This window comes from Streptomyces sp. WAC 01529 (assembly GCF_003945545.1).
GTDB lineage: Bacteria > Actinomycetota > Actinomycetes > Streptomycetales > Streptomycetaceae > Streptomyces > Streptomyces anatolicus.
In genome coordinates, this window is the sequence record NZ_CP029617.1 from 3,844,771 (window position 1) to 3,861,834 (window position 17,064).

The following is a 17,064-nucleotide window of genomic DNA, read 5'->3' on the forward strand; positions in this document are numbered from 1 at the left end:
AACCCTCCCCGATCGTGGGGGAATTGGGCGCCATACATCGCCCTGCGTGCCCGGCTGGGGGGAGCCGAAGATGCGACCTGGGGACAAGTACGACGCGGTGCCTGGCGGCGGAGCGGGCGGAGGGAATGGAGCCCCGCAAGGGGGGCAGAGCGGAGCACCTCCGGGAGGACCGTTCGGGCCGCCGCCCAACGTCCCGCCGCCGCCCAACGTCCCGCCACGTCCCGCAGGCCCGCCCACCCTCAGCCCACTCCCCGATCCCCTCCGCGCCCTCTCCGCCGCCCTTCTCAACCTCAGCGGCCTCGGCCTCGGCTACGTCCTGCTGAAGCGATGGGCGCCGGCCGCGCTCTGCTGGGCCGCGACCGCCGGGCTGCTGGTCCTGGCGCTGCCCGCCGACGTGGACGGCGTCCCCGGGGGCGTGGTCATCGCGTACGCCGTCTTCCTGGTTCTCGTGGCCGTCGACGGAGCCCGGCGTGCCCTGCGCGCCGGTTACCGCCCACCACTGCGCACGCCCCTCGCCATCGGGCTCGGCGTCGTCCTTCTCGCCGTACCCGCCGGAGGCGCCTTCGCGTACGAGGGCGCGCGGGACGAGGCCGTCCAGCAGATGCTCCTCGACCGCCTCGACAAGGCCGACCGCATCGTCGCCGCCCTCGACGCCCAGCCCTTCGAAGGCCTCGCCGAGACCAAGTACAAGAAGGCCCTCCGCATCTACCGCGACCTCGCCGACGACCACCCCGGCTCCCGGGCCGCCGACCGCCTGCCCGACAGCCTCACCGCCTACTACGAGTCCGTCGCCGCCCCCTACACCGCCAAGCGGTACTGCGAAGCCGTCCCCCCGCTCACCCACCTGCGCACCATCCCGGGCTCCCTCGGCAAGGACCACCTCGGCTCCCTCGCCACCTGGCCCGACGACCGCCTCGCCACCTCGCTCTACGAATGCGGCGTCGAAGGGCTCGGCCGCACGACCGCCGACGCCCCGCTCACGGAACTCCTGCGCACCTTCCCCGCCTCGGCCCAGGCCAAGAAGGTCGAGGGCGCCCTGCGCGACGCCATCGGCGCCCGCACCTCCGCCTTCAAGGGCCCCGCCCCCTGCCCCGCCCTGGACGAACTGCGCACGCTCGGCGCCACCGCCGCGGCCCTGCCCGGCGACACGGTCGATGCCCGGGCCCTGCGCGGCGACACCGACCGGGCCATGGAGAGCGGCGTCTACGCCTGCGGCATGGACGAGTTCGAGGACGCCCACTTCGCCAAGGCCGCCGCGACCCTGAACGGCTTCGCCAAGTCCTACCCCGCCAGCAAGAAGCGCGACCGCGCCAAGGACGTCGCCATCGCCGCCGAGATCGCCGAGGAGCGCCCGAGCGCGGGCCGCCGCCTGCCCCCGTCCGGCACCCCCGGCGGCGGCAAGGTCGGCTTCGTCCTCGCCAACCTCGGCCCCGGCGACCTGGAGGTCCTCTACACCGGCCCCACCACCGGCAGCGTCAAGCTCAAGGACTGCGCGTCCTGCCGGATCTTCGCCACCAAGTCCCAGGGCGACAAGGCCTGCCGGGCCGGCGTCTCGAAGTACCCGAGGACCACCCTCAGCCTGCCCGCCGGCGAGTACCACTTCCTCTACAAGCGGGCGACCGTACGCGATCGAGCCGACGGCGCGCGGCTGAGCCCCGCCTACCGTTACACCGACTGCTCCTTCGTCACCCGCGCGACCGCCGGCCCCGGACTCACTTGAGTCCTGGTCAGAAGTCCAGGTCAGAGGCACGCCGGGCCGTCATTGCCCGGCGTCCTACCGCGTGATACACAGAGTGACCAGACCTCACGTACGAGGAACCGTACGAAGTCGGCCAACGAATGGCGCCAAGGCGACATCCGCGGGCCCGATTGTCGGCGAGAATGAGCTGTCCTCTGCACCGAGTCAGGCAGAGGCGGCGGAACAACCCACTAGGGGCGGTGAGTTACACATGCTTATGGCAGCCGAAAAGGGCGACATCACCACCATCATCGGCGGGATCGCCCCCGACTGGGGACCCTTCGGGAACCTGGGCAACGAGGCGCGCGTCATGATCGAGGTCGTGATGGCGGTCGCCATTCTGCTGTGCCTGGGCATTGCGATCTGGGGCGCGGCGAAGCAGCGCATCGGCGCGACGGCGCTGCGCGACACCTTCAGCGCGGAGCAGGGCAAGGGCCTGATCATCGCGGGCCTGACCGGAGTCTTCATCATCGGTTCGCTCGGCACACTCTTCACGATCGTGTACGGCATGGCGGTCTAGCGTCCACGGCATGGCGGTCCAGCGGCCCCTCCCAGGCCGCCACGACCACGTCCCTCCCTCCATGCCCCCTCTCCCCACGTCCCCTCCCCAGGTCCCCCTCCCTGTCCCCTCCCTCTCCCCACCCGTCCGTCGTGCCCACCGGCTGAGGTTGCAACTCCCTGATGTCGAGTCACCACACCGCGCCCGCGCGGGAACCAGCACGGCTACCGTCATACGTGTCCTGCGTGACGGTTCGGCGAGATGTTGAGGGGGCGGTCGCGGCATGAGTCCCGACGACGAGCGGAACGACGGCCTCTTCGGCGGCTCGGGAGAGACCAGGACGCGGCTTCCCGAGGGGGAGGGCGGGGGCGACGACGTCTACGGCGGCGCGCGCAGATCCGCCCGGTCCGGGCGGACGTCCTCCCGCAGCCTGGTGACGGTGGTCGGCGTCGTGGTCCTGCTGATCGCGGCGATCGCCTTCGCCAACAGGGGGGAGGACGGGAGTCCGGCGGGGGGCGGCGACGCCAAGACGCCTGACGCGGCGGCGACGGCCCCTTCGGGGGAGAAGCCGGTGAGCGGCAAGACCGCGGGGATCCCTTCGGGGTTCGCCCATGACGAGCAGGGGGCGCAGAGCGCGGCGGCGAACTACGCGGTCGCGCTCGGCTCCGCCGAGATGTTCAACAAGGACCAGCGACACGGCATCGTGACCGCCGTGTACACCCCTGACGAAGCGGCGAAGCGTCAGGAGGAGCTGGACAAGGTGTACTCGGGGGAGAAGTTCCTGACCAGCATCGGCCTGAACCCTGACGGTTCGGCGCCGAAGGACACCAAGTTCGTGTCCCGGATCATCCCGGTGGGCACCCAGGTCAAGAAGTTCAGCGCCGACAGCGCGAGCGTCGAGATCTGGTACTCGTCACTCTTCGGGCTGGCGGGCGAGGAGACGAAGAACCCGGTGTCCGAGAGCTGGTTCACCAACACGTACGAGCTGCGATGGGTCGACGGCGACTGGAAGGTCGCCGACTTCCGGCAGAAGGACGGCCCTGTTCCGGTCGGGCGCGACCAGAGGGCGTCCACGGCCGATGACATGGCGAAGGCAGTGGAGCAGTTCGGAGGGTTCACCTATGCCCGGTAGCACCCGTCGCCGTACCCTCACGCTCGCCGCTGCCCTCACCGCAGTGCAGACGGCGACCGTGCTGCTGGCCACCCGCGCCTTCGCGGCCCCGGACCCGCAGCCCTCCGACGACTCCTGCGACCTGATCCGCGGCCCCGCCAAAAAATACTGCGAAAAAGGCGAAGAAGCCGACCGCTCCGGCGGAAGCGGCGGGGATTACCCCACCGACGCCCCCCTCGACGGCACCGCCGACCCCCTCGGCTCCCTGGCCAAGGGCTGCGCCGAAGCCGCCTCCTGGACCGTGGACAAGCTGTCCGACGCCGTCAAGGAGACGGCGAGCGTCGACTTCACCAACCCCAAGTTCCTCCAGCAGTACGCCGTCGTCTTCGCCGCGTCCACCATCCTCACCCTCCTCCTGTGGCTGCTCGCCGTGGCGAAGCGGGCCGTGCGCGGCGTGCCGCTGACCACCGCCATCTCCGAGGCCATCGGCTTCCTGTGGCTCACCGTGCTCGCCTCCGCCTTCACGCCCCTGATCCTCTACACCGTCGTCTCGGCCACCGACGGCGTCTCGGACGTCATCGCGAAGGCGACGGGCGGTCAGACGGACCAGTTCTTCGGGACGTTCTCCGGCGCCCTGAAGAAGGGCGAGGACATCGGCGGCGGCCCGATCATGCTGATCGTCGTCTCGCTCGTGTCGATCCTCGCCGCCGGCGTCCTCTGGCTGGAACTGGTGATCAGGGCGGCGCTCCTGTACGTAGGAGCGCTCCTCGGCACCGTCGTCTACGCCGGTCTCGTCGACAAGAACCTCTGGTCGCACGTCCGCCGCTGGGCGGGCATCATGATCGCCGTCATCCTCGTCAAACCGATCATCGTCATCGTGCTCGGCCTCGCCGGGGCGCTCTCCGCCGACGACGGGCCCGACGCGTTCTCCGCCGTCGTCTCCGGGCTCTCGATCATCCTGCTCGCCATCTTCGCGAGCGCCATGATCTACCGCTTCGTCCCCGGCTTCGGCGACGAGATCGCCGGCTCCCGCAACAACCGCATCATGCGCGGCGCCGAGAACAAGGCCGCCGCCGTGATCAGCTCCCCCGCCTCCCTCGTCTCCCAGGGCATCAAGACCCACAGTGCCCGGGGCAACGGCGGAGGCGCGGGCGGCGCGAGCAGCCAGCCGCGCCCCGCCAACCCCGCCAGCGGCGGCGTCGCCGCGCACAGCGGCCGCACCTCCCCCGGCGGCTCCTCGAACGGCGGCGGATCTGTCCCCTCCGCCGCACCCCCGCCGCGCAGCAGCGCGACGAACACGCCGCACGCGGGCAACCGCGCCGGCTCCCGCAACAGCAGTACCAACCGCACGGGAGGTGAAGGGCGTTGACGACCCAGTCCCACGTGTCCCAACCGGTCGCGCCCCGCCGTACATATCTGATCGGCCGCGCGCGGCCGAACGCGATCATCGGCAAGAACCGCGAGACCGGCGAGATCGCCCTCATCATCGTGGGGGCGTTCCTCGGCATGATGTGCGGGCTCCTCGTCCCCGTCCTCTCCCTGCGCATCGTGCTGCTCACCGGCCTGCCGATGCTCGCCATCGCGGCGGTGTACGTCCCGTACAAGGGCCGGACGTTCTACAAGTGGTTCGAGATCAACCGCAGTTACAAGCGCTCCCTCAAGCGCGGCACCGCCTACCGCTCCGCCGCCCCCGAGGCCGGGGTACGGATCGACGGCCGCGAGGTCGAGGTCGGGCCGCCCCCCGGCATCGGCCGCATCAGCTGGCTCGCCGCGCCCTTCGGCCCGGACGAGATCGCCGTACTGCTCCACGCGGACCGGCGGACCGTCACCGCCGCCATCGAGATCGAGGGCCCGGGCGTCGGCCTGCGCGACAGCGAGGACCAGGAGGCGCTCGTCGACCGCTTCGGGACGCTCCTGAAGCACGTGGCCAACGGGGACGGCTTCGTCACCCGCCTCCAGATGCTCGCCCGCACCCTGCCCGCCGACCCCGACGCCCACGCCAAGGACGTCGCCCAGCGCGGCGACGACCGCGCGCTGCCGTGGCTCCAGGAGTCGTACGACCAGCTCCAGTCGATGGTGTCGACCAGCAGCGAGCAGCACCGCGCCTACCTCGTCGCCTGCATGCACTACTCCCGCGACCTGGCCGCCGAGGCGCAGGCCATGGCCCGCGCGGCCCGCCCGCACGGCGGCCGCAAGCTCGACAAGGACTCCGGTCTCGCCGTCGTCATGGCCCGTGAGCTGACCGACATCTGCTCGCGGCTCCAGGAGGCCGACATCCGCGTACGGCAGCCGCTCGGGCAGGGCCGCCTCGCCTCCCTGGTCCACTCCATGTACGACCCGGACCACCCCATCGACCACATCCAGGCGATGACCAAGCGCAACGCCTGGCCCGCCGAGCTGGACGCCATGGAGCCCACCTACCTCCAGGCCAAGACCCGCGAGTCCTCCACCCGCGCCCCCTGGTGCCACGCCACGGCCTGGGTGAAGGAGTGGCCGATGACGCCCGTCGGCGTCAACTTCCTCGCCCCGCTGCTCGTCCACACCCCGGACGTGATCCGCACGGTCGCCGTGACGATGGACCTCGAACCCACCGAGGTCGCCATCGAGCGGATGCTCACCGAGAAGACGAACGACGAGGCGGAGGCGAGCCGCCAGGCCAAGATGAACCGCACGGTCGACCCCCGCGACATCGCCTCGCACTCCCGCCTCGACCAGCGCGGCGAGGACCTGGCGAGCGGCGCGGCGGGCGTCAACCTCGTCGGCTACATCACGGTCTCGTCCCGTTCCCCGGAGGCCCTGGCGCGCGACAAGCGCACCATCCGCGCCTCCGCCGGCAAGTCGTATCTGAAGCTGGAGTGGTGCGACCGCGAGCACCACAGGGCCTTCGTCAACACGCTGCCGTTCGCGACCGGCATCCGACGCTAGACGTATCGACGTAGAGGCAGGCTGTTGCGATGCGGGATCCGCTGACCGTCCTCACGGACGCCTTCACCTCCTTCCTCTTCGGGAAGGTCGAGACGACCAGGCTTCCGGTGCGTACGTCGACGGGGCAGGCCCAGGCGGTCTACCTCCCGACGGCCGCGCCGGGCCTCGGCGACTCGGGCGTGATCATCGGGCGCGAGGTGTACTCCGGCAAGGGGTACATCTACGACCCCTTCCAGCTGTACGGGCAGCAGCTGCCCGCCCCGCACTGGCTGGTGCTCGGCGAGTCCGGCAACGGCAAGTCGGCGCTGGAGAAGACGTACGTACTGCGTCAGCTGCGCTTCAAGGACCGCCAGGTCGTCGTCCTGGACGCGCAGGGCGAGGACGGGGTGGGCGAGTGGAACCTCATCGCCCAGGAGCTGGGGATAACTCCCATCCGGCTCGACCCGACGGCCGCCCTGGACATGGGCATCCGCCTCAACCCGCTGGACCCGGCGATCACGACGACGGGCCAGCTGGCGCTGCTCCGGACCATCATCGAGGTCGCGATGGGCCACGGCCTGGACGAGCGCTCGGGCTTCGCGCTGAAGGTCGCGCACGCGTACGTGAACGAGACGATCGTGGAGCGCCAGCCGGTCCTGACCGACATCGTCGAGCAGCTGCGCCACCCCGAGCCGGAGTCGGCCGAGGCGATGAACGTGGCCATAGACGACGTACGGGCGTGGGGCCTGGACGTGGCACTGGTCCTGGACCGTCTGGTCGACGGCGACCTGCGGGGCATGTTCGACGGCCCCACGACGGTCGGCATCGACCTGGACGCCCCGTTGATCGTCTTCGACCTCTCCCACATCGACCGCAACTCCATCGCCATGCCGATCCTGATGGCGATCGTCGGCGTCTGGCTGGAGCACACGTGGATCCGGCCCGACCGCAAGAAGCGCATCTTCCTGGTGGAGGAGGCGTGGCACATCATCAACTCCCCGTTCGTGGCGCAGCTCTTCCAGCGGCTGCTGAAGTTCGGGCGGCGGCTCGGTCTGTCGTTCGTGGCGGTGGTCCACCACCTGAGTGACGTGGTGGACGGGGCGGCGGCGAAGGAGGCGGCCGCGATCCTGAAGATGGCGTCGACGAGGACGATCTACGCGCAGAAGGCCGATGAGGCGAGGGCGACGGGACGGGTGCTCGGGCTGCCCAGGTGGGCGGTGGAGATCATCCCCACCCTCACCCCCGGCATCGCGGTGTGGGACGTGAACGGCAACGTCCAGGTGGTCAAGCACCTCATCACGGAGACGGAACGCCCGCTGGTCTTCACGGACCGCGCCATGACGGAGACCTCGGCCGAGCTGGCGGAATCCGACGCGCACGTCGACGACGCGATCCGGGCGGCCGAGCTGGAGGCGGAGGCACGGGCGGCGTACATGGAGCAGCATGCGGGATGACTGGGAGCGGGGCGGCCCGGCGTATGGGCGCGGCCCCGAACGGAGTGCGCGCGGCGCGGGCGCCGAGCGGGGCGTGCCGGACGGGTTGCTGCTGAGTTTCCTCGGCTTCCTGCTGGGCTCGACGGTCCTGGTCTGGACGTCCACGGGCCTCGCGGCGTGGTTCGCGCGGGGGGCGTGGCCGGACGGAGTGACGTTCGGCCATACGCCGCTGGCGGTACGTCACTTGATCGGCGGCCCGCAAGATCTGCCGGGCGCCTGGCCCGAGACCCCGCCGGGCCAGCTGTCCGGATACGGCTTGTTCTGGGGCCTGTTCATCGGGCAGCTGATGGTGCTGGTCGTGCTGGCGGTGTTCGTGGTGGGGGTGGTGGTGCGGGGGCGGGCGGTCCGGCGGGCGAGGCGGGCGGGCCGCGCCGAAGGCGCATCGGGGAATAGCGGACCCGCACAGGCGGGTGGGTGGGAATCACGCGCCGAAGGCGCACTAGGGAATAGCGGGCCGGAAAGCGGGCCGGAACAGGTGGGTGCGTGGGAAACACGCGCCGAAGGCGCACCAAAGCCGAACGGACCCGCACAGAGCCCGCCCACCGAAGACACGACCCCCCGCCCCGAGCCCACGCCCGCAGCCCCGACAGCACCCCCAGAGGCCCCCCAACCCCCCCGAACCCCCCTGATCCTCGGCCCCCTTGAGACCAGAAGACCCCACGCCCTCCAGGCGGTCCAGGACGCCGAGTCCGCCGCCCTGGTCCTGACCTCCGACCCCACCCTGTGGGAGGAGACGAAGGACGCCCGCGCCAAACTGGGCCCCGTACTCCTCTACGACCCCTCGCACCTGTGCGACACCCCCGCCCGCCTGCACTGGTCCCCCACCTCCGGCTGCCGGGACAAGGCGATGGCCGCCCAGCGCGCCGCCGCCCTCCTCGCCCCGATAAGGCCGAGCGCCAAGCTCGACGCCGCCGTGGCCGACACGGCGGAGACCCTGCTGCGCAGCTTCCTGCACGCCGCCGCGGTGGGCGAAAGGCCGATGAAGCACGTCCACCGCTGGTCCCAGGGCACCCAGGTCCAAGAGGCGGTACGCATCCTCCGTACGCACCCCGAGGCAGCCCCCGGCGCCGCGGGCGAACTGGAGGCGACCCTGACCGCCTACCCGGAACGCCGGGACGTGGCGCAGGAGTTGACCGCACGGGCCCTCTCCGCGCTCTTCACGGTCCACGTCCGCGAGTCCTGCACCCCCAACCGAACTGATGCGCTCACCCTGGATTCCTTTGTCCATGAAGGGGGCACGCTTTTTGTGGTGGGTGAGGCGATCGAGGATCCCAAGTCCCGCCAAGGTCCGGGTGCCATGCCGTTGCTGACGGCACTCGCCTCCAGCGTGGTCGAGCACGGCCGGCGCATGGCCGAACGGTCATCCTCCGGTCGGCTCGACCCACCAATGACCCTCGTCCTGGACGACGCCGCCGCGGTCGCCCCGCTCCCCCAGCTCCCGGACCTGCTCACCACCGGCGCCGACCGCGGCATGCCCACGCTGGCCCTCCTCCGCTCCCGCGAACAGGCCCGCACCCGCTGGCCCCACAGCGACCTGCCGGTCTGAGTGGCCGACTCCGCCGGGAGCCGAGCCGAGGCTCAGCGCAGCGCACTGCCGAAGAGCGCCGCGGTGTTCGGAGCCGCGACGTCCTTCGGCCCGAAGGCGACGGAGCGTGTGGCGGTCAGGCCCGTGGACGTACCGCGCAGCGACCACACCGCGCCCGCCTGCGCGTTCTCCTGGACGGAGGAGGCGGCGAGGTCGGCGCGGCCGTCACCGGTGACGTCGAGCAGCGCGGTGGCCGCACCGAACAGGTCGCCCTTCTCGGCGACGCCGGGTACGCCCGCCGTGTCCTGGTGGAAGGCCTGGGCCCCGGACCCGGTCACGCCGGCGGCGCTGCCGCGTACCAGGACGACGTCGCCCGCGTCGGTGACGCCGCCGACGTCCTCGCCGATGACACCGACCGCGATATCCGCGTACCCGTCCCCCGTCACGTCGCCGACGGCGATCGAGCTGCCGAACCGGTCCCCGTCCTCCTCGGCGCCGGGCACGCCCGGCAGGTTCTGGTCGAACCCCTGCGTCTGCGCCTTGAGGCCGTCGGCCGAGCCGAAGGCGACCCTGACCCCCGGCTCGTAGTCGTCGTCACCGAGCGCCAGGTCGTCGTAGTGGTCGCCGTTGACGTCGCCGATGGCCAACTCGCCGGCCGAGCCCGGCGCCTGGCCGCGCTTGAAGCCGGTCGGGGTGCCGTACAGGACGCTGTTGCCCCACTCGCCGTCGCCGTAGTAGTCGTTCATGGCGATGTCGGCGCGGCCGTCGCCGTTGATGTCGCCGACGGCCTTGGGGACGACCGGGCCCTGCACGGACCTGGGGCCGTCGATGCACTCCCGGTCGGCGCAGGTCGGGTCGGGGCGCTGGTCGCTGTCGTAGTCCCACCACTGCGACTTGTCCAGGAAGTCGAGGGTCTTGGCCGGGGTGCCGGTCCGCGTGACGGGGCCCTTCCAGAGGCGCGCCTGCTGGCCGATCGGGTCGTCTCCGTAGTAGCCCGGCCCGGAGAACAGGGCGAGGTCGGTGGTGCCGTCGCCGTCGAAGTCACCGGCCTGCGGGTTGAAGCCGTGGGTGGCGATCTTGGTGCCGCCGGTCAGGCCGGACGCGGAGCCCCACAGGACGACCGCGCCCGCCGAACTCCTGCTCTCGACGCCGATGACCAGGTCGGTGTACCCGTCGTGGTCCAGGTCGCCCTTGGTGAACGACTTGCCGAACGCCTGCTTGGCGGTGGCCGCCCCGGGCACCCCGCTCGTGGAGCGGCTGACGACCTTCTTGCGGGCCGGGTCGAGGCCGTCCTTCGACCCGTACGTCACCACCACGTACCCGGCCTTGGCCTTCCCGGAGACGGTGCCGCCCGGGGCGCCGACGACCAGGTCGCCGTACCCGTCGCCGTTGAAGTCCTCCGTCACCTTCGCCGCGGCCCCCGCGCGCCCGGCGTCGGCGGCGGGAGCGGCGGCACGGGCGGTGCCCTGCCCGAGGGTGAGGGCGGAGAGGCCGCCGCCCACCAGCAGGGAGACGGCGATCACGGGCACGGTGAGGCGGGCGGTGCGATGGGCGCGCGACATACGACTTCCCTCGGTCAGGGTGCGGTTGAGCGGCCGCGGCGTGAAGCCACCGGTGGTTCCCCGCTGTTCACTGCGAGACACCCGCTGGTTCACACCGGCCGATCATGTGACCTCCGGCCGTGCGGGAAGGTTGTACGGGGAGGTCGTACGGGGAGGTCGTACGGGGAGGTCGTACGGGACCTCAACTGCCGCACAGAGGGAAGCTCACCGCTTCCCCCCGTCCACATCCAACGTCGTCCCCGTAGTGAACGTGTTCTCCATCAGGTACGCCGCCGCGTGCGCGACCTCCTCCGCCGTCCCGGGCCGCCCCACCGGCAGCCGCCCCGCGATCTCCTCCCGGTAGGTGCGGTGCTCCTCAGGGCTCATGAGGTGCGCGTGCGTATCGGTCGGGCCCGGCGCGACCGCGTTGACGCGCAGTGGGGCCAGCTCCATGGCGAGGGAGGTCACCGCGGCCTCGACGGCGCCGTTGACGGCGGCGAAGGCGAAGTACCCGGGGTCGGCCTTCCGGTACAGATAGCCCGAGACGAGCGTCACCGACCCCGTCGACCTCGGCATATACGGCAGCGCCGCCCGCACGCACCGGTACTGCCCCCACCACTTGACCTCGAAGAACCGCCGCACCTGCGCCTCGGTCAGCTCCCCGAAGGGCGCGATCACACTGCCGGACGCGCAGGTGAAGAGGTGATCGATGGTGCCGACCGACCCCATGACCTCCTCCACGGCCTCCCCATCGGTGACGTCGAGCGCCCGGAACTCCGCCTGCGCCCCGGTCAGTTCGCTGATCCGCTCGGCATGCTCGCGCACCACATCCGCGCTGCGGTCGGTGAGCACGACGCGGGCCCCGCGCCGCGCGACGAGTTCGGCGGTGGCGAGGCCGATGCCGCCGCCCGCGCCGGTGATGACGACCGTGCTGCCGGAGAGATTCACGTACACCATTCCTTCGACTCATCCTTCGATTCACAAGCGGGAAAGCCCGCTCACCACCACCCTCACAGCCGCACCCCGCCTGAACCTTCGAAATCCCGGTGCATAATCGTGCGATGCACGATGACGCAGAGGCCCCGGAGACCGCCTGCCGGTGCACCGGCACCACCGCGGCCCCCTGCGCCGAGGGCCTGGTCCGCTACCGCGCCGCGGTCGTCAAGGGCTGCCTGCCGCGCGGGACGGCGCCCCACTGCCTCGTACGACTGGGCCTGCTCACGCCACCGCCGGACGACCCGGACGTCCTCGTGCCGGTGTCGCCCAACATCGCGGAGTCCGAACTGCTCCAGCCCGTACGGGACTTGCTCGGCGCCCAGCAGGACCGGCTGCGGTCCATCAGCTCCGGGTTCTCACCGGTCCACGCGATCTACCGCGCCGCCCGGCGCGAGTCCGAGGACTGGCTGACGGCAGTCGACGGCACCGACGCCGTCCCCGCCCTCCTGGAGCGCGCCGTGCGCGGCTGCCGCTCCGAGCTGCTGACCATGCACCCGACGGGCGAGCGCGGCGGCCCTCACGACCCCATGGACCCACGCCTCCTCCCGGCCGGCGTCACGCACCGCGCCCTGTACCCGCACGCCGCCCGCACGCACGCCACGCGGTGGCGGCACCTCCAGGACATCGCACGGGCGGGCGGCCAGGTCCGTACGCTGCACCAGCTGACCGGCCGCCTGCTCCTGTGCGACCGGACCACCGCCTACCTCCTCGGCCGGGGCGCCGTGGAGATCCGCCACCCCGAAGTCGTGGCGCACCTCGCCGAGGTCTTCGACGACGCCTGGGAGCGGGCCACTCCGGTGACCGAACCGGACGCCGCCCACGCCTCGGCCGCCCCCACCCGCGCCCACACCGGCGACCACCCCCACGCCCCCACCGGCGACCACCCCCGCACCCACGCCCGCGCCCGCGAGCCGCACATCGTCGACGAGGTCCGCCGCGCGGTGATGAGGCTGCTCGTCTCCGGCCTCACGGACGACGCGATCGCGCGGCGCCTCGGGGTCTCGCGGCGCACGGTGGCGGCCCATGTCGCCGCGATCTCCCACGACTTGGGCTCCCGCTCCCGCGCCCAGCTCGGCTACCTGCTGGCCCGCGCGGACCCCACGCTCTGACCACCCCGCCCCGGCCCTCGCCACACCCCCTCAGGGTCACCGTCGTACCCCGGTACTACCCCGGGCCCCCACGTCCCGACCCCGGTCCGACGATCCGCGCCCCCGCGCGGGCCAGCATCGAAGACATGACGATCAGAGCCCACGGACTGACCAAACGCTACGGCGACAAGACCGTCGTCGACGACCTCACCTTCGAGGTCCTCCCCGGCACCGTCACCGGCTTCCTCGGCCCCAACGGCGCAGGCAAATCCACCACCATGCGGATGCTCCTCGGCCTCGACGCCCCCACCCGCGGCCGCGCCACCATCGGCGACCGCGCCTACGCCGCCCACCCCGCACCCCTGCACGAGGTGGGCGCCCTCCTCGAAGCCCGCTCCGTCCACCCCGGCCGCTCCGCGTACCACCACCTGATGGCGCTCGCCCACACCCACTCCATCCCCAGGAGCCGCGTCGAGGCGGTCCTGCGCCTCGCGGGCATCGACGAGGTCGCCCGCAGACGCGTCAAGGGCTTCTCCCTCGGCATGGGCCAGCGCCTCGGCATCGCCGCCGCCCTGCTCGGCGACCCGGCCACGGTCATCCTCGACGAGCCCGTCAACGGCCTCGACCCCGAGGGCGTCCTGTGGATCCGCAACCTCCTCAAGTCCCTCGCCGCCGAAGGCCGTACGGTCCTCATCTCCTCGCACCTCATGAGCGAGATGGCGCTGACCGCCGACCACCTGATCATCATCGGCCGCGGCAAGCTCCTCGCCGACACCACCGTCGAACGCTTCGTACGCGACTCCGGCTCCGGTGCCGTCAAGGTCGCCACCCCCGAAGCCGGACTCCTGAGCGAACTCCTCGCCGGCCCCGGCATACAGATCACCACCGACACCCCCGGCGTCCTCGACGTACGCGGCACGGACGCCGAGCACATCGGCCGCACCGCCGCCGCCCACGGCATCCCGCTCCGCGAACTCACCCCGCACACCGCGTCGTTGGAGCAGGCGTTCATGGACCTCACCCGCGACTCCGTCGAGTACGCCACCACGACGACCGCCCCCCAGCCGGAAGGAGCCACGGCATGAGCACCCTCACGCCCACCAGCACCACCGCCCCCGTCGCCGCGCCCACCCCTACCCCCGCCTACCGCCTGAGCCCCCGAGGCATCCTGCGCTCGGAATGGCACAAGCTGTGGACGCTCCGTTCCACCTGGATCACCCTGATCACCGCGTCCGCCCTGGTCATGGCCGTCGGCATCATGATGGGCTCCACCTACGACGGCGACGACGCCGAGATCGACACGGTCGTCTTCACCCTCTTCGGCACCCAGCTCTCCCAGATCTGCCTCGCCGTCCTCGGCATCCTCGTCACCGCGGGCGAGTACTCCACGGGCATGATCCGGGCCTCCCTCACCGCCGTCCCGCGCCGCCTGCCGGTCCTTTGGTCCAAGGCCGCGATCTTCACGGCCGTCGCCTTCACGGCGTGCGCGGTCACCAACGTCGCCACGTTCCTCACCGCCCAGATCTGGCTCTCCGGCACCGACAAGGCCCTCGCCCTCACCGACGACGGCGTCCTCACCGCCCTCCTGACCAGCGCCGCCGCCCTCACCCTGCTCAGCCTCATCGCGCTCGGCCTCGGCGCCCTGCTCCGCTCGGTGCCCGGCGCCATCGGCGCGTTCGTCGGCGCGGTGCTGATCCTGCCGGAGGTCATGTCGATGCTGCCCTTCGGCGCCGTGGAGACCGCCATCCGCTACTTCCCCGCGCAGTCGGCGAGCGCGCTCGGCTCGGTGGCCCGCGTGGAGAACGCGATCGCCCCCGGCACGGCCCTGCTCACCCTCACCCTCTGGGCGGCGGTGATCATCGGCGCCGCGTCCGTACTGCTCAGGCGACGGGACGTATGACGCACACCCGCCCGCCCGTCCACCCATCCACGAAAACCCCATGTACGGGAGTGCGGCCGTGACCGAGGATGAGCCGGTGACCGAGGACAGGGCCGTACTCAAGGAGGTGACGGTGACCGTACCCAAGGAGGTGCCGGTGACCGCGCCGCACCCCCTCACCCGGTACCTCCAGCGCCTGACCCAGCGCGTCCGCGCCTTCGACAGGCGCCGCCCGCTCCTCTGGGACGTACTGGTGACGGCGTTCTTCGTCACCGCCGCCCTCATCGACGGCAACGGCGGGTGGCGCAACACGGCGGCCGACCCGCGCGTGGCCCAGGGCCAGGTCTTCCTGATGAGCCTCGCCCTCTCGGTGCCGCTCCTGTGGCGCCGCCGCCACCCGCTGGGCGCCCTCGCGGTCATGTCAGTGGCGACCGCGGTCAGCAACTGGACGGGCGCCTGGCTCCAAGCCGCCCTGATCCAGTTCATCGTGGTCTTCCACATCGCCCTGCGGCTGCCCCTGAAGACGCTCGGCCGGGCGGCCGCGATGACCGTACTGCCCATGGCGGCCTGCGTCTTCACCTACCCGAAGGACAGCTGGTACGAGCTGATCGTCCCCCAGATCTGGTCCTTCGCCCTCGTCGCCCTCGCCGGCATCGCGGTCCGCTCCCGCCAGGACCACACCCAGGCCCTCGTGGAGCGCGCCCGGCAGCTGGAGGTGGAGCGCGACCAGCAGGCCCAGCTCGCCACGGCCGCAGAACGCACCCGTATCGCCCGCGAGATGCACGACATCATCGGCCACAACCTCTCCGTCATCACGGGCCTCGCGGACGGCGGTTCGTACGCCGCGGCCAAGTCCCCCGAGCGCGCCGCGCAGGCCCTCGAAGCCATCGGCACGACCAGCCGCCAGGCCCTCGCCGAACTCCGCCGCCTCCTGGACGTCCTGAGCGACGACACCCCCGCCGCAGCCGCCCGCGCCCCGCAGCCCGCCCTGACCGACCTGGCCCAACTCCTCGACGGCGTACGGTCCGCGGGCCTCCCGGTGCGCCACACCGTGCGCGGCGACCCCGCCACCATCCCGGCGGGCCGCCAGCTCACCGTCTACCGCGTCATACAGGAAGCCCTCACGAACACCCTCAAGCACGGCGGCCCCCACGCGACCGCCACCGTCGACATCGCGTACACCGACGACGGCGTCACGGTGGACATCACGGACACCGGCACGGACACCGGCACGGACACCGGCAACGGTGGCGTCCCGGCGCCGGGTGGCGGCCGCGGTCTGACCGGTATGCGGGAGCGAACTTCCTTGTACGGCGGCACACTTGAGGCCGGCCCGCTCCCCCGTCCGCCGGGCGGCTGGCGGGTCCACCTCCATCTTCCGAAGGACAGCGAGACACCGTGACGACCGTGCTCATCGTCGACGATCAGCCCATGCAGCGCTTCGGCTTCCGCATGCTCCTGGAGAGCCAGGACGACATGACGGTGGCGGGCGAGGCCGGCAACGGCAGCGAGGCGGTCCGCATGACCGCCGAACTCCACCCGGACGTGGTCCTGATGGACATCCGCATGCCGGGCCTCGACGGCATCGAGGCCACCCGCCGCATCGTCGCCTCGGGCGACCGCACGCGCGTCCTCATCCTCACGACGTTCGACCTCGACGAGTACGCGTACGACGGTCTGCGCGCGGGAGCCTCCGGCTTCCTCATCAAGGACGCCCTCCCCGAGGAACTCCTCTCCGGAATCCGCGCGGTCGCCTCGGGCGACGCGGTGGTCGCCCCCAGCCTGACCCGCCGCCTCCTGGACGCGTACGCCGACCATCTCCCGGCCGCAGGCTCCGCCCCCGCCGCCCCAGCGACCCACCCACGCCTCGCCTCCCTCACCGACCGGGAACGCGAAATCCTCACGGTCATGGGCCAGGGCTGGACGAACGCGGAGATCTCGGCCCGCCTGCACCTCGCGGAATCCACGGTGAAGACGCACGTGGGCCGCATCCTCGCGAAGACGGGGGCGCGGGACAGGGTGCAGGCGGTGATACTCGCGTACGACACGAAATTGGTGACGCCCGCATAAACCACCCCGCCCCGGAACGCAGAAAACCCCCGCACCAAAAGGTGCGGGGGTTTCCCATTCAAAATTAGTTCGGCGGCGTCCTACTCTCCCACAGGGTCCCCCCTGCAGTACCATCGGCGCTATGAGGCTTAGCTTCCGGGTTCGGAATGTAACCGGGCGTTTCCCTCACGCTATGACCACCGAAACACTATGAAACTGACAACCGCACCGCCATGTGGCA

14 protein-coding genes and 1 rRNA gene are annotated in these 17,064 nt (G+C 71.6%); 12 read left to right on the forward strand and 3 right to left on the reverse strand.

All coding sequences use genetic code 11. The features are described 5' to 3' along the window. Positions 1-70: 70 nt before the first annotated feature. From DMA15_RS17230 to DMA15_RS17260, 7 genes are all read left to right on the forward strand, one after another. Positions 71-1,720 (forward strand): hypothetical protein, encoded by a 1,650-nt coding sequence (locus tag DMA15_RS17230; RefSeq protein WP_206302755.1) that lies wholly within the window; start codon positions 71-73, stop codon positions 1,718-1,720. A 229-nt stretch (positions 1,721-1,949) separates the two neighbouring features. After that, entirely contained in the window at positions 1,950-2,258 is a 309-nt protein-coding gene (locus tag DMA15_RS17235) for a hypothetical protein (RefSeq protein ID WP_030795286.1), read from the forward strand. A gap of 262 nt (positions 2,259-2,520) precedes the next feature. Further along, the gene (locus DMA15_RS17240) at positions 2,521-3,369 is read left to right on the forward strand and encodes a hypothetical protein (protein ID WP_125513711.1); all 849 of its coding nucleotides are present in this window, start codon (positions 2,521-2,523) and stop codon (positions 3,367-3,369) included. Beyond that, on the forward strand, positions 3,359-4,717 hold the full coding sequence (locus tag DMA15_RS17245; RefSeq protein WP_125513712.1) for a hypothetical protein: 1,359 nt from the start codon (positions 3,359-3,361) through the stop codon (positions 4,715-4,717). Before DMA15_RS17240 ends, DMA15_RS17245 begins: the two co-directional genes overlap by 11 nt. Further along, a complete protein-coding gene (locus tag DMA15_RS17250; protein ID WP_164551775.1) occupies positions 4,714-6,273 on the forward strand; it encodes an SCO6880 family protein in 1,560 nt (519 codons plus the stop codon). Before DMA15_RS17245 ends, DMA15_RS17250 begins: the two co-directional genes overlap by 4 nt. A 29-nt stretch (positions 6,274-6,302) precedes the next feature. After that, complete coding sequence (locus DMA15_RS17255) at positions 6,303-7,706, forward strand: ATP-binding protein (protein ID WP_125513713.1); 1,404 nt, start codon at positions 6,303-6,305, stop codon at positions 7,704-7,706. Then, a complete protein-coding gene (locus DMA15_RS17260) occupies positions 7,696-9,291 on the forward strand; it encodes a type IV secretory system conjugative DNA transfer family protein (RefSeq protein ID WP_240659833.1) in 1,596 nt (531 codons plus the stop codon). The genes DMA15_RS17255 and DMA15_RS17260 overlap by 11 nt, the downstream gene beginning before the upstream one ends. Before the next feature lie 32 nt (positions 9,292-9,323). Here the strand turns inward: DMA15_RS17260 and DMA15_RS17265 are convergent, their stop codons facing one another. Beyond that, positions 9,324-10,832 carry an FG-GAP-like repeat-containing protein gene (locus DMA15_RS17265; protein ID WP_125513714.1) on the reverse strand — a complete coding sequence of 503 codons (1,509 nt, stop codon included), beginning with the start codon at positions 10,830-10,832 and terminating at the stop codon, positions 9,324-9,326. A 204-nt stretch (positions 10,833-11,036) separates the two neighbouring features. Beyond that, positions 11,037-11,768: an SDR family oxidoreductase gene (locus DMA15_RS17270; protein ID WP_125513715.1), complete on the reverse strand. Its 732-nt coding sequence runs from the start codon at positions 11,766-11,768 to the stop codon at positions 11,037-11,039. Positions 11,769-11,872: 104 nt separating this feature from the next. Here DMA15_RS17270 and DMA15_RS37995 point away from each other — a divergent pair, with 104 nt between their 5' ends. The 5 genes from DMA15_RS37995 to DMA15_RS17295 all read left to right on the forward strand — a co-directional run bounded on the left by DMA15_RS37995 (position 11,873) and on the right by DMA15_RS17295 (position 16,844). After that, the gene (locus tag DMA15_RS37995; RefSeq protein WP_125513716.1) at positions 11,873-12,916 is read left to right on the forward strand and encodes a helix-turn-helix transcriptional regulator; all 1,044 of its coding nucleotides are present in this window, start codon (positions 11,873-11,875) and stop codon (positions 12,914-12,916) included. A 125-nt stretch (positions 12,917-13,041) separates the two neighbouring features. Next, positions 13,042-13,980: an ATP-binding cassette domain-containing protein gene (locus DMA15_RS17280; protein WP_125513717.1), complete on the forward strand. Its 939-nt coding sequence runs from the start codon at positions 13,042-13,044 to the stop codon at positions 13,978-13,980. Further along, complete coding sequence (locus DMA15_RS17285) at positions 13,977-14,795, forward strand: ABC transporter permease (protein ID WP_125513718.1); 819 nt, start codon at positions 13,977-13,979, stop codon at positions 14,793-14,795. Before DMA15_RS17280 ends, DMA15_RS17285 begins: the two co-directional genes overlap by 4 nt. A gap of 130 nt (positions 14,796-14,925) precedes the next feature. Beyond that, entirely contained in the window at positions 14,926-16,176 is a 1,251-nt protein-coding gene (locus tag DMA15_RS17290; protein WP_240660224.1) for a histidine kinase, read from the forward strand. After that, complete coding sequence (locus DMA15_RS17295; protein ID WP_125513720.1) at positions 16,173-16,844, forward strand: response regulator transcription factor; 672 nt, start codon at positions 16,173-16,175, stop codon at positions 16,842-16,844. Before DMA15_RS17290 ends, DMA15_RS17295 begins: the two co-directional genes overlap by 4 nt. Positions 16,845-16,911: 67 nt before the next feature. Here the strand turns inward: DMA15_RS17295 and rrf are convergent. After that, positions 16,912-17,028: ribosomal RNA gene (rrf, locus tag DMA15_RS17300) — 5S ribosomal RNA — on the reverse strand. Positions 17,029-17,064 lie beyond the last annotated feature (36 nt).

What these genes read in the sequence shown, in the direction of transcription:
- DMA15_RS17230 (WP_206302755.1), top strand. Translation starts at nt 71, where the DNA reads ATGCGACCTGGGGACAAGTACGACGCGGTGCCTGGCGGCGGAGCGGGC.
- DMA15_RS17235 (WP_030795286.1), top strand. Translation starts at nt 1,950, where the DNA reads ATGCTTATGGCAGCCGAAAAGGGCGACATCACCACCATCATCGGCGGG.
- DMA15_RS17240 (WP_125513711.1), top strand. Translation starts at nt 2,521, where the DNA reads ATGAGTCCCGACGACGAGCGGAACGACGGCCTCTTCGGCGGCTCGGGA.
- DMA15_RS17245 (WP_125513712.1), top strand. Translation starts at nt 3,359, where the DNA reads ATGCCCGGTAGCACCCGTCGCCGTACCCTCACGCTCGCCGCTGCCCTC.
- DMA15_RS17255 (WP_125513713.1), top strand. Translation starts at nt 6,303, where the DNA reads ATGCGGGATCCGCTGACCGTCCTCACGGACGCCTTCACCTCCTTCCTC.
- DMA15_RS17260 (WP_240659833.1), top strand. Translation starts at nt 7,696, where the DNA reads ATGCGGGATGACTGGGAGCGGGGCGGCCCGGCGTATGGGCGCGGCCCC.
- DMA15_RS17265 (WP_125513714.1), bottom strand. Translation starts at nt 10,832, where the DNA reads ATGTCGCGCGCCCATCGCACCGCCCGCCTCACCGTGCCCGTGATCGCC.
- DMA15_RS17270 (WP_125513715.1), bottom strand. Translation starts at nt 11,768, where the DNA reads ATGGTGTACGTGAATCTCTCCGGCAGCACGGTCGTCATCACCGGCGCG.
- DMA15_RS37995 (WP_125513716.1), top strand. Translation starts at nt 11,873, where the DNA reads ATGCACGATGACGCAGAGGCCCCGGAGACCGCCTGCCGGTGCACCGGC.
- DMA15_RS17280 (WP_125513717.1), top strand. Translation starts at nt 13,042, where the DNA reads ATGACGATCAGAGCCCACGGACTGACCAAACGCTACGGCGACAAGACC.
- DMA15_RS17285 (WP_125513718.1), top strand. Translation starts at nt 13,977, where the DNA reads ATGAGCACCCTCACGCCCACCAGCACCACCGCCCCCGTCGCCGCGCCC.